The sequence below is a fragment of the Hydrogenophaga sp. genome (assembly GCF_041633695.1).
Lineage (GTDB): Bacteria > Pseudomonadota > Gammaproteobacteria > Burkholderiales > Burkholderiaceae_C > Hydrogenophaga.
Map to the genome: position 1 here is coordinate 1 of NZ_JBFJMY010000015.1, position 22,190 is coordinate 22,190.

The 22,190-nt window shown below is 63.4% G+C and carries 24 protein-coding genes; 12 read left to right on the forward strand and 12 right to left on the reverse strand.

The features are described from left to right. The 3 genes from ABYB95_RS01845 to ABYB95_RS01855 all read right to left on the reverse strand — a co-directional run. Positions 1-938 (reverse strand): acetyl-CoA C-acyltransferase (locus ABYB95_RS01845; RefSeq protein ID WP_372656724.1); only part of this gene is annotated, 938 nt, incomplete at its 3' end. A 39-nt stretch (positions 939-977) separates the two neighbouring features. Continuing rightward, positions 978-2,843, reverse strand: a complete 1,866-nt coding sequence (locus ABYB95_RS01850) for a feruloyl-CoA synthase (RefSeq protein ID WP_372656725.1) — start codon at positions 2,841-2,843, stop codon at positions 978-980. A gap of 47 nt (positions 2,844-2,890) precedes the next feature. Continuing rightward, complete coding sequence (locus ABYB95_RS01855; protein ID WP_372656726.1) at positions 2,891-3,679, reverse strand: crotonase/enoyl-CoA hydratase family protein; 789 nt, start codon at positions 3,677-3,679, stop codon at positions 2,891-2,893. Positions 3,680-4,094: 415 nt separating this feature from the next. Here ABYB95_RS01855 and ABYB95_RS01860 point away from each other — a divergent pair, with 415 nt between their 5' ends. The 5 genes from ABYB95_RS01860 to ABYB95_RS01880 all read left to right on the forward strand — a co-directional run bounded on the left by ABYB95_RS01860 (position 4,095) and on the right by ABYB95_RS01880 (position 9,182). Beyond that, positions 4,095-5,120, forward strand: a complete 1,026-nt coding sequence (locus ABYB95_RS01860; protein ID WP_372656727.1) for a TRAP transporter substrate-binding protein — start codon at positions 4,095-4,097, stop codon at positions 5,118-5,120. Positions 5,121-5,253: 133 nt separating this feature from the next. Continuing rightward, a complete protein-coding gene (locus ABYB95_RS01865) occupies positions 5,254-5,775 on the forward strand; it encodes a TRAP transporter small permease (protein WP_372656728.1) in 522 nt (173 codons plus the stop codon). Position 5,776: 1 nt separating this feature from the next. Continuing rightward, positions 5,777-7,093 carry a TRAP transporter large permease gene (locus ABYB95_RS01870; protein ID WP_372656729.1) on the forward strand — a complete coding sequence of 439 codons (1,317 nt, stop codon included), beginning with the start codon at positions 5,777-5,779 and terminating at the stop codon, positions 7,091-7,093. Positions 7,094-7,218: 125 nt separating this feature from the next. Beyond that, a complete protein-coding gene (locus ABYB95_RS01875) occupies positions 7,219-8,208 on the forward strand; it encodes a Bug family tripartite tricarboxylate transporter substrate binding protein (RefSeq protein ID WP_372656730.1) in 990 nt (329 codons plus the stop codon). A gap of 62 nt (positions 8,209-8,270) precedes the next feature. Then, a complete protein-coding gene (locus tag ABYB95_RS01880; RefSeq protein WP_372656731.1) occupies positions 8,271-9,182 on the forward strand; it encodes a DUF1932 domain-containing protein in 912 nt (303 codons plus the stop codon). Positions 9,183-9,205: 23 nt separating this feature from the next. On the opposite strand, the gene ehuA is transcribed toward ABYB95_RS01880, so the two are convergent. From ehuA to ABYB95_RS01925, 9 genes are all read right to left on the reverse strand, one after another. Continuing rightward, entirely contained in the window at positions 9,206-10,030 is an 825-nt protein-coding gene (gene ehuA, locus ABYB95_RS01885) for an ectoine/hydroxyectoine ABC transporter ATP-binding protein EhuA (RefSeq protein WP_372656732.1), read from the reverse strand. Then, positions 10,027-10,704: an ectoine/hydroxyectoine ABC transporter permease subunit EhuD gene (ehuD, locus tag ABYB95_RS01890; protein ID WP_372656733.1), complete on the reverse strand. Its 678-nt coding sequence runs from the start codon at positions 10,702-10,704 to the stop codon at positions 10,027-10,029. The genes ehuA and ehuD overlap by 4 nt, the downstream gene beginning before the upstream one ends. Further along, entirely contained in the window at positions 10,704-11,438 is a 735-nt protein-coding gene (ehuC, locus tag ABYB95_RS01895; protein WP_372656734.1) for an ectoine/hydroxyectoine ABC transporter permease subunit EhuC, read from the reverse strand. Before ehuC ends, ehuD begins: the two co-directional genes overlap by 1 nt. A 12-nt stretch (positions 11,439-11,450) precedes the next feature. Then, the gene (gene ehuB / locus ABYB95_RS01900) at positions 11,451-12,308 is read right to left on the reverse strand and encodes an ectoine/hydroxyectoine ABC transporter substrate-binding protein EhuB (protein WP_372656735.1); all 858 of its coding nucleotides are present in this window, start codon (positions 12,306-12,308) and stop codon (positions 11,451-11,453) included. Positions 12,309-12,348: 40 nt separating this feature from the next. After that, entirely contained in the window at positions 12,349-13,293 is a 945-nt protein-coding gene (gene thpD / locus ABYB95_RS01905) for an ectoine hydroxylase (RefSeq protein WP_372656736.1), read from the reverse strand. Positions 13,294-13,312: 19 nt separating this feature from the next. Further along, positions 13,313-13,702, reverse strand: coding sequence for an ectoine synthase (locus ABYB95_RS01910; protein WP_372656737.1), 390 nt, complete (start codon positions 13,700-13,702; stop codon positions 13,313-13,315). A gap of 38 nt (positions 13,703-13,740) precedes the next feature. Then, positions 13,741-15,006 carry a diaminobutyrate--2-oxoglutarate transaminase gene (gene ectB, locus ABYB95_RS01915; protein ID WP_372656738.1) on the reverse strand — a complete coding sequence of 422 codons (1,266 nt, stop codon included), beginning with the start codon at positions 15,004-15,006 and terminating at the stop codon, positions 13,741-13,743. 95 nt (positions 15,007-15,101) lie between these two features. Next, positions 15,102-15,638: a diaminobutyrate acetyltransferase gene (gene ectA, locus ABYB95_RS01920; RefSeq protein ID WP_372656739.1), complete on the reverse strand. Its 537-nt coding sequence runs from the start codon at positions 15,636-15,638 to the stop codon at positions 15,102-15,104. A 335-nt stretch (positions 15,639-15,973) separates the two neighbouring features. Then, positions 15,974-16,885, reverse strand: coding sequence for a LysR substrate-binding domain-containing protein (locus ABYB95_RS01925; RefSeq protein WP_372656740.1), 912 nt, complete (start codon positions 16,883-16,885; stop codon positions 15,974-15,976). Between the two features lie 165 nt (positions 16,886-17,050). On the opposite strand from ABYB95_RS01925, the gene ABYB95_RS01930 reads away from it, so the two are divergent. The 7 genes from ABYB95_RS01930 to ABYB95_RS01960 all read left to right on the forward strand — a co-directional run. Next, positions 17,051-17,722, forward strand: a complete 672-nt coding sequence (locus ABYB95_RS01930; protein WP_372656741.1) for a substrate-binding domain-containing protein — start codon at positions 17,051-17,053, stop codon at positions 17,720-17,722. Between the two features lie 43 nt (positions 17,723-17,765). After that, a complete protein-coding gene (locus tag ABYB95_RS01935) occupies positions 17,766-18,800 on the forward strand; it encodes an amidohydrolase family protein (RefSeq protein ID WP_372656742.1) in 1,035 nt (344 codons plus the stop codon). Positions 18,801-18,802: 2 nt separating this feature from the next. Further along, positions 18,803-19,486 (forward strand): 4-carboxy-4-hydroxy-2-oxoadipate aldolase/oxaloacetate decarboxylase, encoded by a 684-nt coding sequence (gene ligK / locus ABYB95_RS01940; protein ID WP_066089259.1) that lies wholly within the window; start codon positions 18,803-18,805, stop codon positions 19,484-19,486. A 137-nt stretch (positions 19,487-19,623) separates the two neighbouring features. Beyond that, complete coding sequence (locus tag ABYB95_RS01945; protein WP_372656743.1) at positions 19,624-20,562, forward strand: amidohydrolase family protein; 939 nt, start codon at positions 19,624-19,626, stop codon at positions 20,560-20,562. Between the two features lie 64 nt (positions 20,563-20,626). Then, positions 20,627-21,067, forward strand: a complete 441-nt coding sequence (gene ligA, locus ABYB95_RS01950; protein ID WP_372656744.1) for a protocatechuate 4,5-dioxygenase subunit alpha — start codon at positions 20,627-20,629, stop codon at positions 21,065-21,067. 4 nt (positions 21,068-21,071) lie between these two features. Continuing rightward, complete coding sequence (locus ABYB95_RS01955; protein WP_372656745.1) at positions 21,072-21,926, forward strand: class III extradiol dioxygenase subunit beta; 855 nt, start codon at positions 21,072-21,074, stop codon at positions 21,924-21,926. A 97-nt stretch (positions 21,927-22,023) separates the two neighbouring features. Then, positions 22,024-22,190 (forward strand): Gfo/Idh/MocA family oxidoreductase (locus ABYB95_RS01960; protein WP_372656746.1); only part of this gene is annotated, 167 nt, incomplete at its 3' end.

The window sequence follows — 22,190 nt, forward strand, 5'->3', positions numbered from 1 at the left end:
GGCCCAATGCCCATGATTTCGGGCGGCACGCCCACGGCGGCGGCGGCCACCACACGGGCCAGCGGCTTTTTGCCTTCGGCCTTGGCGTAGCGGCCCGAACTCACCACACAAGCGGCTGCCGCATCGACCAGGGCCGAGCTGTTGCCCCCGGTCTGCACGCCACCGGCGTGCACCGCGCGCAGCTTGGCCAATACCTCGGGGGGCGATAGGCGCGGGTGGGTGTCCTGCGCCAATTCGCTGATCTTGCCTTGCAAGCGGATGGCGCGCGGTGCGTAACCTTCGAGCTCAAAAGTCTCGTTCACCACCGGCACGATTTCGCCGGCCAGAAAGCCCGACTGCTGCGCCGCCACCGCCTTGGCAAACGATGCGCTGGCGAAGGCGTCCACCGCTTCGCGGGTGATGCCGTATTTCTTGGCCAGATTCTCGGCGGTCTGGATCATGTTGATGCCGGGCGCCGGGTCCAGCAAAGCCTCCCACATGTAGTCCTTGAAGGCCACGGGTGCGCCGAGCTTGAAGCCGTTGCGGTGGTCGAAGGCGGCAATGGGGTTGCGCGTCATGTTCTCGGTGCCCACCACCAGCGCCACCTCGGCCGCGCCGCCCTGGATGTGCTCACCAGCCTGGCGAAACAGCTCAAAGCCGGTGCCGCAGATGCGTTGCACCATGATGGCCGGCACCTGCACCGGCACACCGGCGTACAGACCAATGTGGCGCGGCAGCACGAACTGGAAGAAGTCGCCTGGTGCCATATTGCCGGCGATCACCGAGCCGATGTGGGCAGCGGGCACGCCCGCACGGCCCAAGGCCTCGCGCGCGGCCTTGATGCCGAGATCGGTGGGAGATATCTGGCTGAAGGCGCCGCAATAGTCGGCCATGGGCGTGCGCACGCCGTCGAGTATCCAGACGTCGCCGAAGGCGTTGAAAAAACCGGGGGTGCTCATGGGTGTTCCTGTGAAAGTGGGGGCGGGCGCTTGGTGGCCTCAGACCCGGGGCTTGAGGATGAAATGCAGTTGGTCCGCGTGCAGTGCGGCCACGGTGTCGGCGCGGTGGGTCAGCACCGCGCGCTGGTTGATCGAGCCTTTGTCGGTCACTTCACCCAAGTCGATGGTGGGTGGCTCCGACAGCAGGCAGAGGCGGGCAACGCGGTTGGCGCTGCCGGTGGCGCTCTGGGCCAGGGTGTCGAGCACGGTCTGGAAATGGGCCAGCACCGGCGCACTGCACAGCACTTCGGTCATGGGTGCCGAGGCGTCCAGGCCGCTCAAGCTCCGCACCGCTTGTGTGGGAAACACCATGGCGCCCACTTCGCGGGTGTTGATGCCGGTGACCACCACGTCCTGGATATACGGCGCACCGGCAGCGATCACCTTGGCGCGCAGCGGGCCCACGTTCACAAAGGTGCCGGTGGCCAGCTTGAAGTCTTCGGCGATCCGGCCATCGAAGCGCAGGCCGCGGTGTATGTCGGTCTCGTCTATCCACTGCACCGCGTCGCCGGTGCAGAAAAAGCCTTCTTCGTCAAAGCTCTCGGCCGTGTCCTTGGGTGCGCGCCAGTAGCCCGGCGTGATGTTGGGACCGCGGTAGCGCACTTCGGTCTTGCCGTCGTGGTCGACCAGCTTGAGTTCCAGCCCAGGCGTGGGCACGCCCAGATCGCCGGCTCGCACGTGCGGGCTGGTCACAAAAATACCGAACGGACCACTTTCGGTCATGCCCAGGCCGGTGGCCATGACGATGCGTTCACCGATCTCGCGTTCTTGTGAAGCGAACAGGCTGTCCCACACGGGCTGGGCCAGCGCGGCGCCGGCATAAAAGAACATCTTCACCCGCGACAGCAACTGTTTGCGCAGCGCGTCGTCGGTCTGCATGGCCAGGGCAATGGCCTCGAAGCCGGTCGGCACATTGAAGTACACAGTGGGAGCGATCTCGCGCAGGTTGCGCAAGGTCTCGTGCATCAGGGCCGGGGTCGGCTTGCCGTCGTCTATATAGAGGGTGCCGCCGTGGAACAGCACCATGCCGACGTTGTGGTTGCCACCAAAGGTGTGGTTCCAGGGCAGCCAGTCCACCAGCACCAGCGGCTTTTCGGCCAGCACCGGCATGGATTGCGCCATTTGCTGCTGGTTGGCGCACCACATGCGGTGGGTGTTGATGACCGCCTTGGGCATCTTGGTCGAACCGCTGGTGAACAGGAACTTGACGATGGTGTCTGGGCCCGTGGCCGCCATGGCGGCATCCACCGCCGGCGTGGCCGGCGTGGCGGTGAGTTGCTCAAAACGGGTGCTGCTGCGGCCCGGCACTTCGCCTTCGACCAGCACGACTTCGGTGTCGGCGTCGACCGTGGCTGCGATGGCTTTGGCGTAGCGCGCGTCGGAGGCGAACACCAGCCCGGGAGTGACCGTGCGCAGCACGTGCCGCAGCTTCTCGAAATCCTGGCTCACCAGCGAATACGGCGGCGAGGTGGGCACAAAGGGCACACCGGCGACCATGCAGCCCAGCGACAGCAGAGCGTGCTCCAGGCTGTTTTCGCTCAGGATGACCACCGGCCGGTCCACGGACAGACCACGGTCGATCAGACCCTGGGCGATGCGCCGCGCGGTTTGCCATGCCTCATCGAAACGGATTTCCCGCCACTCGCCCAACTGCGTGCGGCCATCGGCATCTTGCAGCCGCTCGCGGCGCGCCATGAACAACTGGTCGGGCGTGGTGGTGGCCCAGTGCTGGAGCCGGTCGGTGAGGCGCTCGGGGTAGGGCGCCAGTGTCTGGTCTGCACTCAGGTAGCGGGTGCCAGGCTGGCCTTCTTTCAAGGTGACCCGGGTGACGCCAAAGGTCATGGGGCGGAATTTCGTGCTGCTCATGCGGTCTCCGTGCGGTTCTTCTTCTGTGCGGTGTGTGTGCTGGGTGCTCAGCTTTTCTGAACCTTGGCGGCTTTGCCGTCGAGAAACGCGCGTACCCGCTCCTTGGCTTCGGGAGCGGACTGGACAATGGCGGCCATCATGGCTTCGGTGAAAAAGCCCTGGTCTGCGGGCTGCTCGGCGATGCGGGGCAAGGCGTGCATCAGGGCGTAGTTGGTCAGGGGCGCGTTGGTGGCGATGCGTTTGGCCAGGTCCAGCGCTTTGTCCAGCGCCGTGCCAGCGGGCACCTTGTATTGCGCCAGGCCAATGCGCTCACCATCTGCGGCGTCGTAGACACGGCCGGTCAGCATCATGTCGGTCATGCGGGCCACGCCAATCAGTTTGGGAATGCGCACCGAGCCACCACCGCCGACAAAAATCCCGCGCGTGCCTTCGGGCAAGGCGTAGAAGGTGGAGTCGTCGGCCACGCGGATGTGGCAGGCGCTGGCCAGCTCCAGGCCACCGCCCACCACCGCGCCGTGCAAGGCCGCGATCACGGGCACCGGACCACGCTCCACACATTCGAGCGCGGCGTGCCACATGCGGGAGTGCTGCATGCCTTGACCGGCGTCGCGCTCTTGCAGTTCGGACAAGTCCAACCCGGCGCAGAAGTGCTCGCCTTCGCCATGGACGACCGCCGCGCGCACGCCGCTGGGCAGGTTCTGGAACACGTCGCGCAGAGCCAGCACCAGGCCGTCGTTCAAGGCATTGCGTTTGGCAGGGCGGTTGAGGGTGATCAGCGCAATCTCAGCTTGCTCGCCACGCAGGGTCAGGGTCAGGTCGGGGTTCTTGGTGCTCATGGCGTATGGGATGGATGTTGCGAAATGGGTGCTGCCATTATGGTTATGAAAAATAATCAAATCAAGAAAACCCGGAAATTTTGATCTCGGTGTTTTCCCTAGGTTGGCCGCGTTGACCGGTTCGGTGCCGCGCTTGAACCACCATGCGAAGCGGTGACCTGATCGGCGCCTGGTTACCCCTGTGGGCGGGGCTTGCCGTGCGAACGCAGCCAAGAGCACCCAGGTGTTTACCCTGACAGTTTCTGCACAACTGAGCCGCTGGTATTCAAATCTGTTCTATCTACCGGATGGATTTTGGGCTTGCAGAAAGCGCGGCAGACGCGGAAAGTGCAGGCTCGCTTGGGCGTTTGACATTTGACGAGCGGCCCGCGCATTTCCCTTTGTCCCATCGATCCGACTCAAGACAGGAGACTCCATGAAAATGCTCAAAATTCGCGCTGCCGCGTTTGCTTTGGCCGCTTTGGCCAGCAGCGCTGTCATGGCGCAGCAGGTCACTTTGCGCCTGCACCAAATGTTGCCGCCGCAAGCGACCATCCCGGCCCGGGCACTGATTCCCTGGGCCAAAAAAGTCGAAGCCGAGTCCAATGGCCAGATCAAGATCCAACTCTTCCACGCCATGCAACTGGGTGGTGCGCCGCCGCAGCTGTTTGACCAGGCGCGCGATGGTGTGGTGGACCTGACCTGGACCGTGTTGGGTTACACGCCGGGCCGTTTTCCCAAGACCGAAGTGTTTGAATTGCCCTTTTTGACGACCACGGGCGAAGCCTCTTCCCAGGCCATCCAAGAGTACGTTGAAAAATTTGCCGCCGACGAGTTCAAGGACGTCAAGCTGATCGCCGTGCACACCCATGGCCCAGGGCTGTTCCACACCAAGACGCCGGTCACGGGTCTGGAAAGCCTGAACGGCATGAAGATCCGCGGCGGTTCCCGCATCATCAACAACATGCTGACCAAGCTCGGTGCCACGCCAGTGGGCATGCCGGTGCCGGCGGTGACCGAGGCCTTGTCCAAAGGCGTGATCGACGGCACCACCATTCCCTGGGAAGTGACGCCCGCTCTCAAGGTGCAGGAATTGGTTCGCAACCACACCACATTTGCTGGTGAGAACGGTTTGTACAACTCGACCTTCGCCTTCTCGATGAACAAGGCCGCCTACGAGAAATTGCCTGCCGATTTGAAGAAGGTGATCGACAACAACTCGGGCATCCAGACCGCGGCCATGTTCGGGCGGGCCATGGACGAGGGCGACAAAGTGGGGCGTGCGCTTGCCGAAAAGGCCGGCAACAACATCGTTGCCCTGAGCGCAGCCGAGACCCAGCGCTGGCGCCGTACCGCCAGCGTGGTGGAGGCCGATTGGGTGGCCGAAATGAAGAGCAAGAACGTCGACGGCGTCAAGCTCGCGGCAGAAGCACGCGCTTTGGTGGCGAAGTACACGAAGTAAGTCTTCTGCGCGCTGAAAAGGCCATCCGCGCAGGCGGTTGGCCTTTTTTGATGCAAGGCTGCAGGGCGCAGGCGGGCATGGGGGACAATCGGACTCCCTTTGTGCCCTCAAACAGTGAGTCAAGGAAACAAGAATGATTGGTTCGATATACCGGTTGGCCAAGTGGTCGGCCGTGTTTGGTGGCTTTGCGTTGGTTGTGCTGACGCTCATGATCGTGATCAGCGTCACGGGCCGTGCTTTGATCGGTGTGGGCCTGGGGCCGATACCGGGCGACTTTGAATTGGCCGAGGTGGCGACCGCCATCGCGGTGTTCTATTTCATGCCCTGGTGCTACTTGCGCGACGGGCACGCCACGGTGGACCTGCTCTACATGCATTTGCCGCGTGGGGTGCAGCGCACGGTGGTCACGGTCAGCGACTTGCTGATGCTCGGGGTCTGGCTGGTGATGACCTGGAAACTGTGGGAGGGCATGTTGGAGAAGCGTGAGTACATGGAAACCACGTTTATCTTGCAGATGCCGATCTGGTGGGCCTATGCTTTTTGCGTGGTGGGCGCCGTGATCGGTTGTGCGGCATACATTGCCAAGACGATGACCCAGCTGGGGCTGGCTTCGCCGCCTGCGGGCTGGTCGGTTGAAACCCTGGGAGGCCATTGAAATGAGCGGTATCGAACTCGCGGCCTGGTCGTTTCCGATCCTGCTCGTCCTGATTTTCATCCGCGTGCCCATCGGGCTGTCGATGCTGCTCTGCGGCCTGGTTGGTTCATGGGCCGTTTACGGCAACATCGACCCGATCCTGAGCCAGCTCAAGCAGGTGACCTACAGCACCTTTTCCAGCTACTCGCTGTCGGTGATTCCGCTGTTCTTGCTGATGGGGCAATTCGCCGCATTGGGCGGCCTGTCGCAAGCGCTTTTCAAGGCCGCAGAGGCCTGGATCGGGCACCGCAAAGGCGGCGTGGCCATGGCAGCCGTGGGCGCCTGTGCCGGCTTTGGCGCGATTTGTGGCTCGTCGCTGGCCACCGCCGCCACCATGGGTCAGGTCGCCTTGCCCGAGCTCAAGCGCGCGGGTTATTCGGGTGCTTTGTCCACGGCCTGTCTGGCGGCTGGTGGCACTTTGGGCATCTTGATTCCACCTTCGGTGATTCTGGTGATCTACGCCATCCTGACCGAGCAAAACATCGCCAAGCTCTTCCTGGCGGCATTTGTGCCCGGCATTCTGGCGGCCATCGGCTACATGGTGGTGATCGCCATCTACGTCCGGGTCAAACCCGACAGCGCAGGCTTCATGCCGCCCATGCCCATGAAGGAACGCTGGGCCGCCACCGCCAAAGTCTGGCCGGTGCTGGTGATCTTCGTCGCCGTGGTGGGCGGCATTTACACCGGGCTGTTCACCCCGACCGAGGGTGCTGCCGTCGGTGCCTTCGGCACTGGCCTGGCCGCTTGGTTCAGCGGTGGTCTGACCCGCAAAACCCTGATGGGCGCCATTTTGGGCACGGCCGTGGCCACCGGCATGATCTTCATGATCGTGCTGGGCGCGGGGCTCTACAACACCTTCCTGGCCTTGTCGCAGCTGCCGCAAGAAATGGCACAGATGGTGGTCCAGGCCGGCTTGAGCCCCTGGATGGTGTTGTTCCTGATCGTGCTGGTGTACCTGGTGTTTGGCTGCGTGATGGATTCGCTGTCCATGATCCTGCTGACCATACCGATCTTTTTCCCCATCGTGTCCGCTCTGGACTTCGGGCTGCCGCCCGAGGAGTTCGCCATCTGGTTCGGCATCCTGGTGTTGATCGTGGTCGAGGTCGGGTTGATCACGCCGCCCGTGGGTATGAACCTGTTCGTGATCAATTCCCTGGCCAAGGAAATCCCGATTTCGCAAACCTTTTTGGGCGTGATGCCCTTTGTGGCCAGCGATCTGGTGCGTGTGTTCATCCTCGCACTGTTTCCCTCGATCACCTTGTTCGTCTTGCGCCTGTGAACACCGCCTATCGCGCAAGGGCATAACAGCTAGGGCCTGCATCCGGTTGCAGGCCCTTTTTGTTGTGGCTACATTGCGTAGGCTTCCAGTACCCTGACCCCCATACCCCCTATTTGGAGACTTCGATGAATCTGCACACATTCCGCCCACTGCGCGGCTTGCTGGCTGGCGCGTTCGCGGCGGCCATCGCGTTGACCGGCACTTCGGTCCTGGCGCAGGCCTTCCCGGTCAAACCCTTGCGCATCGTGGTGCCCTTTGGCCCGGGTGGCGTGGGGGACCTGACCGCGCGGGCGGTGGCGCAAAAGTTGGGTGAGTCGCTGGGGCAGTCGGTGGTGGTGGACAACCGGCCGGGTGCCGGCGGCGTCGTCGCCGCCGACAGCGTGGTGCGCTCCGATCCCGACGGCCACACCATGTTCCTGATGTCCAACGGCACGGCGGTCACGGCCGGCCTGTTCAAAAGCCTGCCTTTTGACACGGTGAAAGATCTCACGCCGGTGTCCACGCTGGGCTTTTTTGACATCGCCGTGGTGGCAGGCGCCGAGTCCCCGTTCAAGACGCTGGCCGACGTGATCGCCTACGCCAAGGCGAATCCGGGCAAGCTCAATGTGGGCAGCATCAACATCGGCAGCACGCAAAACCTGGCCGCTGAATTGTTCAAGAGCACCGCTGGTATCGATGTGCAAATCGTTCCTTTCAACGGCACGCCAGCCCTGATCGGCGCCTTGCGCGGCCGCCAAGTGGACGTGGCGGTGGAAATCCTGGCACCGGTCTTGCCGCAGATCCAGGCCAAGGCGCTGCGCGCCCTGGTGGTGACGGGCGAGAAGCGTTCTGCGGTACTGCCTGAGGTGCCCACGGCCATTGAAAGTGGCGTGGCCGGTTTCATCGCTTCCTCGTGGAATGCGCTGGCCGTGCCGTCCAAGACCCCACGCGCTGTGGTGGACCGCCTGAACAAGGACATCGTCGCCGCGCTCAAAGACCCTGCGGTGATCAAGAAGCTGACCGATCTCAACATCGAGCCGCGTTCGGGCACGCCCGAGCAGGGCGCTGAATTGCTGAGCGCCGACATCCGACGCTGGAGCGGCGTGATCGAGCGCGCAGGCATCCCGCGCCAGTGAACGAAGACGCCTTGACGAAACGATCAAGGCGGCGGCAGAAAGAAGACGAAGGAGACACCAACATGGATGCGCTTCGTGTGGGTTTGCTGGGGTATGGCGAAGTCGGCCGGGTGTTCGGCGCGGGCTTGCAGACCGCTGGTGTGGCCTGGACCGGCGCCTGGGACGTCCAGATGGACGACCCGCTCTGGCGCACCAAGGCGGTCGAGCAGGCGCAACCAGCGGGCGTACACCTTTGCGCTGGCCTGGCCGACCTGTGCGAAGGCAGCACCCTGCTGATCTCGGCGGTGACCGCCTCGAGCACGCTGGCGGTGGCGCAGGCTGCGGCCCGGGTGTTGCAGCCGGGCAGCTTTTTTCTCGATCTCAACTCCGCGTCTCCGCACACCAAACAGCAGGCCGCAGCGGTCATAGAGTCCGCCGGTGCGCACTATGTGGAAGCGGGCGTCATGACCTCGGTGCCGCCCTATGGTTTGCGCGTTCCCATGCTGTTGGGCGGCGTCCACGCTCCACGTCTGGCCGAGCAATTGCGGTCGTTGGGCATGGATGCCACGGTGGTGAGTGAGCGCATTGGCGTGGCATCGGCCACCAAGATGTGCCGCAGCGTGATGATCAAAGGGCTGGAGGCCCTGGTGCTGGAGAGCTACACCACCGCGCGCCACTACGGCGTCGAAGACGCCATGATCGCCACCCTGCAAGAAACCTTTCCGGCCATTGACTGGCAGCAGCAGGGCGGCTATTTTTTCAGCCGCGTGGCCCAGCACGGCAAGCGCCGCGCCGAAGAAATGCGCGAAGTGGCCAACACGGTGCAAGAGGCCGGCTTTGAGCCCTGGATGGCGTCCGCCATTGCAGAGAAGCACGACTGGATGGCGGCGCAGGCGCGCGCCGGTCTTTTCCAGGGGCTGGGCGCCCAGCCCAATTGGCAGGCGTATGCCGATCGTTTGCTGGCAGCACGTGGTCCCGCCGCCAACGACAGCTGACCTTCGCCGGCGCTAAGCCGCTTCTAAACCGCCTCCATCACGGCGCGCAGAAACTGCTGCGTGCGTTCGTTTTGTGGGTTCTCGAACAAAGCCTGCGCCGGGCCTTGTTCCTCGATGCGGCCACCGTGGAAGAAGCACACACGGTCGGCAAATTCGCGCGCGAAGCCCATCTGGTGGGTCACCATCAACATGGTGAGCTGGTGCTCTTTGCCCAGGCTGCGGATCACGCTCAGCACCTCGCCGCAGAGTTCGGGGTCGAGTGCCGAGGTGACCTCGTCGAACAGCATCACCTTGGGCCGCATCGCCAGCGCCCGCGCGATCGCCACGCGCTGCTGCTGGCCTCCCGAGAGTTGCGAGGGGTAGTGGTCGAGCTTGTCGGCCAGGCCCACCTGGTCGAGCAGGTCGGTGGCGCGGGCGCGGGCTTCGTCCTTGCTCAGACCCAGTACCGTGACCGGCGCCTCCATGCAGTTTTTGAGCGCGCTCATGCGGGGGAACAGGTTGAAGTGCTGGAACACCATGCCGATGTGGCTGCGCATGCGGCGCAAATGGGCGGCGTTGGCCGACACCAGCTGGCCCTCTTTCTGCATGTGGGTGAGGGGTTCACCGTCGACCGAAATCAGGCCGTCGTTGATGGTCTCCAGCGTCATCAACATGCGCAACACCGTGGTCTTCCCCGACCCCGATGGCCCGATGATGGCGACCTTCTCGTGGGCGCCGACCTCCAGGTCGAGTTTGTCCAGCACGGTCAGAGGGCCGTAGCGTTTGGTGACCTTGTCAAAGCGCACCATGGGCTGGACTTCGGGTTGAGCCGCAGGGGCGGTATCGGTATCGGTGGCGATGGTGCTCATGTGCGTCGTCCCATGCGTTGGTTGAGGTGCAGCTCCACGCGCCGGATCAGTGCGGCAGATACGAGGCTGAACACCAGGAAGAAGACACCCACCAGCGTGATCGGCTCGACGTAGCGAAAGGTCTCAGAGCCCAGGATCTTGGCGGTCTGCATCAGCTCCAGCACCGCGATCACCGACAGCAGTGGCGTTTCTTTGAACAGCGCCACCAGGTAGTTGCCCAGCGCAGGCACCACGGGCGGAATCGCCTGCGGCAGGATCACATCCTTGAACGTGGTCCAGGGCGAGAGGTTGAGCGCCGTGCTCGCCTCCCACTGGCCCTTGGGCACATTGGCCAGGCCGGCGCGGTACACCTCGGAGCAGTAGGCGCCGTAGTGCAGGCCCAGCGCCAGCACCCCGGTGAGCATGGCATCCATCGTGAGTCCGAACTCGGGCATCACGTAGTAGAGGAAAAAGATCTGGATCAGCAGCGGCGTGGAGCGGATGAACTCCACCAAGCCACCCACGGCGACCCGCGACCACGTCGGCCCGGCCATGCGGCCGATGGCGAACAGCAATCCCACCGTCAGCGCCACCACAAAGCCCATCAGCGTGGCTTTGATCGTGATGATCGAGGCCTCGGCCAGCAGCGGGAAAGCTTCCCAGGCGTAAGCCCAGTCCCAGAGTTTGGGTCCCATCAGCCGACCCTTCCACGGCGCAAGCCGCGTGCGGCGCGGGTTTCCAGCGCGTGCATGGCCACGGTGATCAGCACCGACAGCGCCAGGTACATCAGCAACACGGTGCTGAACACTTCTGCGGTGCGCAAGGTGTTCTGGTTGAGTTGTTGGGCCTTGAAGGCAAGATCCGACAGGGTGATCAAGGACACCAGCGAGGAGGCCTTGAGCAGTTCGATGAAGAGATTGCCCCAGGGCGGAATCATGGCCACGAAGGCTTGCGGAAGGATGATGCGGCGCAGCGCCTGCGCGCGCGTGAGGTTGAGTGCCACCGTGGCTTCCCACTGGCCGCGCACCACCGAGCCGATGGCGCCACGCACCACCTCTGCACCGTAGGCGCCCACGTTCAGCCCCAGCGCTGCGATGCCAACCACCATGGGCGAGAGCGTGAGACCAAAGTGGGGCAAGACGAAGAACAGCCAGAACAGCTGCACCAGGGCGGAGGTGCCCCGGAAGACCTCCACGTAGGCGGCGGCCAGCCAGCGCACCGGGCGCGGGCCATAGAGGCGCGAGAGCGCCGCCGTGAACGCAGCGACCACGGCCAGCACCGCACCACCGGCGGTCACTTGCAGGGTGATCAGGCCGCCGCGCAGCAGCTCGGGCAGGAAGTCGGCGAGATCACTGAAGCTGGCCAGCACCAGACCGGCCGCGAAGCACAGAATGGCGGTGACCAGCGTGGTCCGGTGGCCGGTGGGCATCCGCGACCGGGCTTATTCGCCGGCGCAGTGCTGGGCCGCGGTTTTTTCCGGCAGGTTGGACGCGTCGAAGCCGAAGGCGCCGACCATCTTCAAATGCTCGGGCGTGCCCAGGAACTTGGCCAGCTCGACATTGACCGCGTCGCGCAGGCTGGTGTCGGCCATGCGAAAGCCAAACGAACCTTCACCCTTGTACTTCTTGCCTTCGTGGGTGAAGGTAAAGGGTTCTGCGCGCTCAATAGCGTCGTCCTTGCTGGCCAGGTCCTTGGCCGTCAACGAGGTAAACGCCGCTGCCGACGCGCGCCCGGATTTGACGGTGGCCACAGCCGCCGCGAAGTTGGGCACGGTGACTTCCTGTGCGCGCTTCATGCCGGCCAGGCGGGCATGGTCGATCTCGGCGGTGCCGGCGACAAAAGCGATCTTCAGCTTCTTCTCCACGGCATCGCCGTAGTTGTTGATACCGTCGGGGTTGCCCTTCTTGACAATCAGCGCTTCACCGATGCCGTAGGTCGGGTTGGCGAAGGCGATTTGCTTGCAGCGCTTGGGCGTGATGTACATCGAAGCCACGATGGCATCGAAGCGACCGGCTTTCAGCCCGGGAATCAAGGCGCCCCATTCGGTGAGCACGCCATCCACCTCTTTCACGCCGAGCTGTTCCATCACGTGGCGAAACACGGTGGGCGATTCGCCGTTGAGCTTGCCGTCGGCAGTGGCAAAAGCGTAGGGGGCTTCGTTGGCGAAACCGACACGGATGTAGCCCTGCTTCTGGACACGCTCCAGCGTGGTCTCGGCGGCTGCCAGGCTGGAGCCCAGCAGGGTGGCGGCGCCTGCGAAGGCGACGAGGGCGCGGCGGGTGAACGTGGTGTGCTTCATGGGGTTTCTCCTTGGGTTGGTGTGGAAACAGGCCGAGGCGTCAAGCCTCGCCCGGCAAGCTCAGGGGTGTGAAGTCTTCGCGCTCGGCGATGAAATTCGGGCGCGGCGCCAGGCCGCAAAAAGGCGCCACCGGTGTGTTGTCCACGCTGTTGTAGACCACGAACACATTGCTGCGCGGCATGGGTGTGATGTTGGAGTTGGAGCCGTGCATCACGTTGCACTCGAAGAAGGTGACCGAACCGGCTTGCCCCAAAGGCGAGGCGATGCCGAACTCGTGCACCAGCTGGGTCAGGCTGTCGTCGTCGGGCACGCCGACTTCCTGGCGCTTGAGCGAAGCCTTGTAGTGGTCTTCCGGGGTCGGACCCACGCAGGACACATAGCGGTGGTGCGAACCCGGGATCAGCATCAGCGGGCCGTTGTGTTCGGTGTTGGGCGTGAGGCTGATCGAGCAGCTGAGCATGCGCATGGCGGGCACGCCGTCTTCGATGTGCCAGGTCTCGAAGTCGGAGTGCCAGAAGAACTCCTTGCCCCGAAAACCACCTTTGTAGTTGATGCGCGACTGGTGCAGATAGACGTTGCTGCCCAGCAGTTGCCGCGCCACCGCCACCAGGCGGGGATGGCCGCAGAGTTGCAGCAGCACCGGGCTTTGCTTGTGCACGGCAAAGATGGAACGCAGTTCGCGGCTCTCGGGCTCGATCACCGCTTCGGGGGTTTCCTTGACTTGTTCGTCGGAGCGAAACCGTTCCAGCTCCAGCAGGTAGCTGCTGAGTTCGGCGGGGCTGAACAGCTGGTCCAGGCTCAGGTAGCCGTTGTCCAGGTAGAAGCCGAGCTGGCTTTCGGTCAGCGGGCCGTCGTTCACGCCGCCGTAGACCACCGGGTCTTGCCGGTTGCTCAAACTGGGGTGTTCGGCCACCCGTGATGGGTAGCGGTCGGGGGTGCCTGCTGTTGCGGCGGGTGATGTGGGTGTCGTGGGTGTTGTGGTCAAGACCAATGCCTCCTTCAAATCAATCGCTGAGCGCGTAGGCGCCGGTGGCGTCGTGCACTTCCTGGCCGGTCAACGGGGGGTTGAACACACAGACCATGCGCATGTGGGTGCCCTTGTTGGCTTTGAGAATGTGGTGGTCGTGCTGGTTGAGTGCGTACAAGGTGCCGGCCCGGATGTCGTGCGTCTGCCCGGTGGCCAGGTCCACGATCTGGCCCTCGCCCTCGGTCAGGTACACGGTTTCCAGGTGGTTGGTGTAGTGCATGTCCAGCTCGGCGCCGGCCTTGATCACGGTGTCGTGCACCGAATAACCCATGCCGTCGCTCTTCAAGATCAGGCGGCGGCTGGTCCAGCCTTCGGTGTCCACGTCGGCGCTGGTGCCTAAGATGTCGTCCAGGTGTTTCACGATCATGTTGTTTCTCTCCTATTGGGTTTCAGGTGTTCAGGTATTCAGGCGGACTTGCGCTGACCTTGTTTGAGCACGTTGCCGAGGCATTTCTCGATCGTGTCCAGGCCGAGCACCAGGTCTTCGTCGCTGATGGTCAGGCTGGGCAGCAGCTTGAGCACGTTGTCTTCGATGCCGGCGGTTTCAACGACCATGCCTTCCTTGAAGCAGGCCTGCGACACCTGGGGTGCGATCTCGCGGTCTTCAAACGCAATGCCGTAGATCAGGCCACGCCCACGCACTTCGGCGGCGACGTCCATGCGGTCCACCATTTGCTGCAAACGCTCGCGCACGATCTTGCTTTTGTGGCCGACCGATTTCTCCAGCCAGTCGTTTTCCCAATAGTCCAGCGCCTTGGTGGCGGTGACGAAGCCGGGGTTGTGACCACGGAAGGTGCCGTTGTGCTCGCCCGGCGCCCATTGGTCGAGCTCGGGCTTGATCAGCACCAGGGCCATCGGTATGCCGTAGCCCGAGAGCGATTTGGACAGCGTCACCATGTCGGGCACGATGCCGGCTTCTTCGAAGCTGAAGAACTTGCCGGTGCGGCCACAGCCCACCTGGATGTCGTCCACGATGAGCACGATGCCGTGTTCTTCGGTGATCTTGCGCAGGCGCTGCAGCCAGCCCACGCTGGCCACGTTGACGCCGCCTTCGGCCTGAACGGTTTCCACGATCACGGCGGCTGGCATTTCCATGCCGCTGCCGTTGTCGTTGAGCATGGCTTCAAAGAAATCCAGGGTGTCCGGGCCGTCGCCCATGAATCCGCAGAACGGAATGGACGAGGTGTTTTGCAGCGACACGCCAGCCCCGGCGCGCTTGAAGCCGTTGCCGGTCACCGCCAGTGCGCCCAGCGTCATGCCGTGAAAGGCGTTGGTGAAGCTCACCACCTGCTCGCGTCCGGTGACTTTGCGCGCCAGCTTGAGCGCGGCTTCCACCGCGTTGGTGCCGGTCGGGCCGGGGAATTGCATCTTGTAGGACAGCTGGCGCGGCGCCAGGATCACCGACTGAAAGCGGTCGATGAAGGCTTGTTTGGCCTCGCTGTACATGTCCAGGCTGTGGGTGATGCCGTCGCGCTCGATGTATTCGAGCAGCGCGCTCTTGAGTTTGTCGGGGTTGTGGCCGTAGTTCAGCACACCGGCACCGGCGAAAAAGTCCAGGTAGCGGCGGCCATCGTGGCCGGTCATCCATGCGCCTTTGGCGGAGGCGAACAGGGCGGGGAAGTTGCGGCAGTAGCCACGGACCTCGGATTCGTGTTGTTCAAAAGTATTCATACAGTTCCTTTCTGAAAAAATGGGAAAACGTGTGCCCATGCAGCGGCCTGGACCGGTGTGGGCGGCGGTTCTGTGCGGCGCGCAGCCGCGGGTCATCAGGGAGGCAGGCGTTCGATCGGTCCGATGCGCAGCAAAGGCTCGGCCGGATGGTCCTGGGGAAACAGGTCGGGGGTAAACAAAGGCTGTGTCTGAAGAGGCGCACCGCGCTCACGGGCAAAGCGCCTGAACAGCGCCTGCGAAGGCGCGTTGTTGTCTTCCACCGTGGCGGTGACCCAGGTGCAGGTGCGGTTGGCTGGCAGATCCAGCCACTGGTGCAAGAGCACCGGCCCCAGTCCTTGACCACGGCAATCGGGGTGCACCGCGACTTGCCAAACAAAGGCCGTGTGGGCCTGCTCGGGCGGGTGGTAGCCGATCACCGCGCCAACCACGCCCGTATCGTTTTCGGCCACCAGACAGGTGCGCCCGAAGTCGGTCGCCAACAGCAGGTAGAAGTAGGCCGAATTGAGTTCGAGGGTGCCGCTGGCTTGCACCAGGCGCCACAGCGCAGCGCCATCCGCGGCGCTGGTGCTTCGAAATCGAAAGCCGGCCGGGGGCGTGTGGGGTGTGTAGGTGGTCCGCTGGGAAAGGGTCATGCCTGGGTAAGTCGTCCTGACTGAACGCGCGCGATGCGGCATTTGCCGCCCGCGCGCGCTGGAAGGGCTCGAGCCACCCGGGGGCTACGAACCGATCGCGTGGCAGCCCACAGGGCTACCAAAAAAAGAAAAGCCGACCGCAAAGGGTCGCCCAACGAGTGATCGGGTGGTTTTCCTGGCCACCCATCGGGGCACGGCACAGAATAGTTTCATATCGAATGAGATATGGAAACGGTAGCAAGCATAACGGATTGATATGAATTATTCAAGTCAACGGGGCTAAAACCACCCAGTTTGGTGCTGTGTGCGACCGAATGAGGCGCACACAGGCCTGTTCAGGTGCGGTTCAGCACGCTGGCGGTGACTTGTTTGAGTAAGGCCAAAGTGGTCTTTTGCGTCAAGGTGCTGGGGCGCAGCAAGCTGGTGGCAATGCTCAGGCGCGACAGCAGCGGCGGGTCCTTGATGGCGCGGGTCTGGAACAGGGAGGGCCGTACCGAGCTGGCCACCGCGTTGCGCGAGAGCAGGGCGCACCCGGCACCGTCGGCCACCAGATCGAGGATGGCTGCGACGCCGTCGATCTCCAGCGCGATGGTGGGTTTGCAGCCGATGCCGGCCATTTCGGTCTCGACATGCATGCGGATGGCATTGGGGCGGCTCGGGATCACCAAAGGCAGGTGGGCCACTTCGGCCAGCGAAATCGGCAAGGGCGGCGGGTCTTCGGCCAGGCCCTGGGGGCGCTGCTGCACCAGCATCAGCTCCTCGTCGTGCAAGGGCGTGGTCTCCATCTCAGGCGTGGGCTGCGCGTTGTAGAGCACGGCGAGATCGATGCGCCCCGTCAGCAGCCACTCCTGGGTGGTGACCGACAGGGCTTCGGTGATCGACAGGCTGGCCTGGGGCAGCTGCGCCCGAAAGGCACGGGTGAGCGGCACGGTGAGCACCCGCGCCAAGCTGGGCGGCAGACCAATGGCCACACGCCCGGCCAGCGCTCCGCGCACCCGACCCATTTCTTCGCGCGTGCGCGCGACCTGGTGCAGGATGCCGCGCCCGTGCTCCAGCAGCAGCTTGCCGGCTTCGGTAGGCGTGGCGCCGCGGCCATTGCGCACCAGCAGGTTTTGGCGCAGCTCGACTTCCAGCAGGCGCACTTGCCGGGACAGCGCGGGCTGCGCCACGTCCAGCGCCACGGCGGCGCGCGTGAAGCTGCCCAGTTCGGCCACACGCACAAAGTATTCGAGTTGTTTCAGGTCCATGCTGTGCCTCTATGAATACCTCCATCATAGATATATACCTTTGTTCTAGCTGCTAGCGCCGACGGGGGCTGGATAGGCTAGGGCTGCGCCGCCACAATCCAGTACCGTTCCACAGCGACAGACATGACCCAGACACCCTCAAACAGCATCCAAGGCATTTCCTCCATGGCGACCCGTCCCGTACTGGCGGAGTTGGCGCGTGGCTTCGAGGCGCTTCATGGCGGCCAGGTGGCCATCGAAGCGGTGGGTGGTGTGGACGCGTTCAAGCGGGTGCAGGCGGGCGAGCTGTTCGACCTGGTGGTATTGGCCTCGGACGCGATCGACAAACTCGTCGCGGCCGGTCATCTGCAAGCCGGCAGCCGGGTCGATTTGGTGCGCTCAGGCGTGGCCGTGGCGGTGCCCGCCGGTGCCGAACGGCCCGACCTGGGATCGGAAGCGGCTGTGCGCCAGGCCGTGCTGGGTGCGCGCAGCATCGGCTATTCGACCGGCCCCAGCGGCGTGGCACTGATGCAGCTGTTTGAACGCTGGGGCATTGCCGACACTCTGAAAGACCGCACCGTGCAGGCGCGCCCCGGTGTGCCGGTGGGCGCGCTGGTGGCCAGTGGCGAGGTCGCGCTGGGCTTTCAGCAATTGAGCGAGTTGCTGAACGTTGAAGGCATAGAAGTGCTGGGCCCGCTGCCGCCCGCGATCCAGATCAACACCGTTTTTTCCGCCGGGCTTCCCGTTCACCTGGTTGCGGGCTCGCCGCAGGCGCAGCAGGTGAAGGCTTTGCTCGATTTCATGAATTCGCCGCAGGCCGGCGAGGTCAAGCAGCGGCATGGCATGACGCCGGCCTGAATCCCGCACCGACGGTGCGCGAACACACAGAGGAACCCAACCCATGAGTCTGATCATCGACTGCCACGGTCACTACACCACGGCACCCAAGGCGCTGGAGAACTGGCGCAACCAGCAGATCGCCGGCATCAAAGACCCGGCCAGCATGCCCAAAGTGGCCGACCTGAAAATCAGCGACGACGAGCTGCGCGAGTCCATCGAGCTCAACCAGCTGCGCCTGATGAAGGAGCGTGGTTCGGACCTGACGATCTTCAGCCCGCGCGCCAGCTTCATGGCGCACCACATCGGCGACTTCAATGTGTCGAGCACCTGGGCGGCGATCTGCAACGAGCTGTGCTACCGCGTGGCGCAGCTTTTCCCCGACCACTTCGTGCCCGCCGCCATGCTGCCGCAAAGCCCGGGTGTTGATCCCGCCAGCTGCATCCCTGAGCTGGAAAAGTGCGTCAAGGAATACGGCAATGTGGGCATCAATTTGAACCCCGATCCGTCGGGCGGCCACTGGAACAGCCCGCCCTTGACCGACAAGGCCTGGTACCCGATTTTTGAGAAAATGGTGGAGTACGACATCCCCGCCATGATCCACGTCAGCACCAGCTGCAACGCCTGCTTTCACACCACCGGCGCCCACTACATCAACGCCGACACCACTGCGGTGATGCAGCTGATTCAAGGCGACCTGTTCGCCGACTTCCCCGAATTGCGCTTCATCATTCCGCACGGCGGTGGCGCTGTGCCTTACCACTGGGGCCGCTACCGTGGTCTGGCGCAGGAGATGAAAAAGCCCTTGCTGAAAGACCACTTGTTGAAGAACGTCTTCTTCGACACCTGCGTGTACCACCAGCCCGGCATTGATCTGTTGACCAAGGTGATCCCGGTGGACAACATTTTGTTCGCCTCGGAAATGATCGGCGCCGTGCGCGGCATCGACCCCGAGACTGGCCACTACTACGACGACACCAAGCGCTACATCGAATCCTCGACCATCGTCGTGGGCGACGACCGCCACAAGATTTACGAGGCCAATGCGCGCCGCGTGTTCCCGCGCCTGGACGCGCAACTCAAAGCCAAAGGACATTGATCATGTACGAGCTCGGAATCGTCAAACGCAACATCGTGCGCGCCGACAAGGCAGCCGTGGACAAGCTGTCGTTGTTCGGCGTGGCCACCATCCATGAGGCCATGGGCCGTGTGGGCCTCATGAAGCCCTACATGCGGCCGATCTACAAGGGCGCCAAGATGTGTGGCACGGCCATCACCATCTTGCTGCAACCCGGCGACAACTGGATGATGCACGTGGGCGCTGAGCAGCTGCAGCCAGGCGACGTGGCCGTGGCCGCTTGCACCACCGACAACGCCGACGGTTTTTTCGGCGACCTGCTGGCCACCTCGTTCAAGGCGCGCGGCGCCAAGGGTCTGATCATCGACGGTGGTGTGCGCGATGTGGACGAGCTGGAAAAAATGGGCTTCCCGGTCTTCAGCAAGGAAATCCACTCCAAAGGCACCATCAAAGCCACGCTGGGCTCGGTGAACATTCCGGTGGTCTGTGCAGGTGCCCTGGTGAACCCGGGCGATGTGGTCGTTGCCGATGTGGACGGCATCGTGGTGGTTCCGGCTGCGATGGCGCAGAAGGTGGCCGATGCGGCTGAAAAACGCGAGAGCTTCGAAGGCGAGAAGCGCGCCAAATTTGAAGCCGGCGTGTTGGGTCTGGATCTGTACAAGATGCGCGAGCCGCTGGCGGCGCTGGGCCTGAAGTACGTAGATTGAAATTGGCCCACCCCTGCCGCGCTGCGCGCGACCCCCTCCAGGGGGCGGTGCTGGTGGCCCGTCCTGAGCACGACGAAGGGCGGTTCTGCGGTGTTCTTGGTTAAGACATTTCGTCATCGAATAGCGAGAAGAATTGAATGAGCAAACCCACTACTGGTGACTTCACCAAAACCGCAGGCTGGATGGACTGGTACACCGGCCCGGCCAAGCCGGCGTTCAAGCTGCCCGCTGGCGCGGTGGACGCGCATTGCCACGTGTTTGGCCCGGGGGCCGAGTTTCCCTACGCACCCGAGCGCAAGTACACGCCTTGCGACGCGTCCAAACAGCAGCTCTACGCGCTGCGCGACCACCTCGGTTTTTCCCGCAACGTGGTGGTGCAGGCCACCTGCCACGGCGCCGACAACCGGGCCATGGTCGATGCGCTGGTGAACAGCGGTGGCCAGGCACGCGGTGTGGCCACCGTCAAGCGCAGCGTGAGCGATGCCGAAATCCAGGCCATGCACGACGCCGGTGTGCGCGGTGTGCGCTTCAACTTCGTGAAGCGCCTGGTGGACTTCACACCGAAAGAAGAGCTGCTCGAAATCGCCACCCGCATCAAGGCCTGGGGCTGGCATGTGGTGATCTACTTCGAAGCGGTGGATTTGCCCGAGCTGTGGGATTTCTTCACCGCGCTGCCCACCACGGTGGTGGTGGACCACATGGGCCGCCCCAGTGTGGACAAGCCGGTGGACGGCCCCGAGTTCGAGCTGTTCCTGAAGTTCATGCGCCAGCACCCCAACGTGTGGAGCAAGGTGAGTTGCCCCGAGCGCCTGAGCGTGACCGGTCCCAAGGCGCTCGACGGTGAGCAAAACGCCTACACCGACGTGATTCCTTTCGCACGCAAAGTGGTCGAAGAATTTCCGGATCGCGTGCTCTGGGGCACCGACTGGCCGCACCCCAATCTGAAAGACCACATGCCCGACGACGGCCTGCTGGTCGATTTCATTCCGCACATCGCGGTCACGCCCGAACTGCAGCGCAAGCTGCTGGTCGACAACCCGATGCGCCTCTATTGGCCTGAAGAAAACAAGGGTTGAATGGGCGTTCAAATGACCACCCCTGCGAGGGTGGATCGACGCACACAGCCACAAGGAGCGAGCAATGTCTTTAGATAAACCCTACCTCGACGTGCCCGGCACGACCATCTTTGATGCCGAGCAGTCCCGCAAGGGCTATTGGCTGAACCAGTTTTGCATGTCGCTCATGAAGGCCGAGAACCGCGAGCAGTTCAAGGCGGACGAGCGGGCCTATCTGGACCAGTGGGCGATGACCGAAGAGCAAAAGCAGGCCGTGCTGGCGCGCGATCTGAACTGGTGCATCCGCCTGGGTGGCAACATCTACTTCCTGGCCAAGATCGGCGCCACAGACGGCAAGAGCTTCCAGCAGATGGCCGGCTCCATGACCGGCATGACCGAAGACGAATACCGCCACATGATGGTGAGCGGTGGCCGTTCGGCACAAGGCAATCGGGTGATCGGCGAAGACGGCGACGCCCAGGCACAACACCAGCCCCAAGGCGCGGCAGGCAAGAAGGAGCACTGAACCCATGGCACATATTTCCGCATCCGTTTTCACATCCCACGTGCCCGCCATCGGCGCGGCGCTCGACCTGGGCAAGACGCAGGAACCCTACTGGCAGCCGCTCTTCAAAGGCTACGACTTTTCCAAGCAATGGATGAAGGACAACAAGCCGGACGTGGTGTTTCTCGTTTTCAACGACCACGCAACCGCCTTCAGTCTGGAGATGATTCCGACTTTCGCCATTGGCACCGCCGCCGAGTTCCAACCGGCCGACGAGGGTTGGGGGCCGCGCCCGGTGCCCAAGGTGATCGGACACCCGGACCTGGCCTCGCACATCGCGCAGTCGGTGATCCAGCAGGACTTCGATCTCACCATCGTGAACAAGATGGACGTGGACCACGGCCTGACGGTGCCGCTGTCGCTGATGTGTGGTCAACCCGAGGCCTGGCCGTGCCCGGTGATCCCGTTTGCGGTCAACGTGGTGCAGTACCCGGTTCCCAGCGGCATGCGCTGCTTCAATCTGGGCAAGGCCATCCGCAAGGCGGTCGAGAGCTACGACGCCGATCTGAACGTGCACATCTGGGGCACGGGTGGCATGAGCCACCAGCTCCAGGGGCCGCGTGCCGGGCTCATCAACAAAGATTTTGACAACGCCTTTCTGGACCAGATGATCAGCGACCCCGAGGGCGCAGCCAGCATTCCGCACATCAACTACGTGCGAGAAGCGGGCAGCGAAGGCATTGAACTGGTCATGTGGCACATCGCGCGCGGCGCCATGGCCGATGTGGCCGGAGGCTCTGCGCCAAAAGTGGCGCACCGCTTCTACCATGTGCCGGCCTCGAACACGGCCGTGGGCCATCTGATCCTCGAAAACACATAAACCACCCTTCGGGCGGCGTTTGTCGAAGCCCTCGCCCAGGCCTGTATTTGCCGCCCTTCGACAAACGCAGGGCGAACGGAATCCATAGGAGAACCTCATGAGCAAAACCATCAAAGTCGCACTCGCCGGTGCCGGCGCCTTCGGCATCAAACACCTGGACGGCATCCAAAACATCGACGGCGTGGAAGTGGTCTCGCTGATCAGCCGCGACCTGGACAAGACCAAGGAAGTGGCGGCCAAATACGGCATCGGCCACGTGACCAC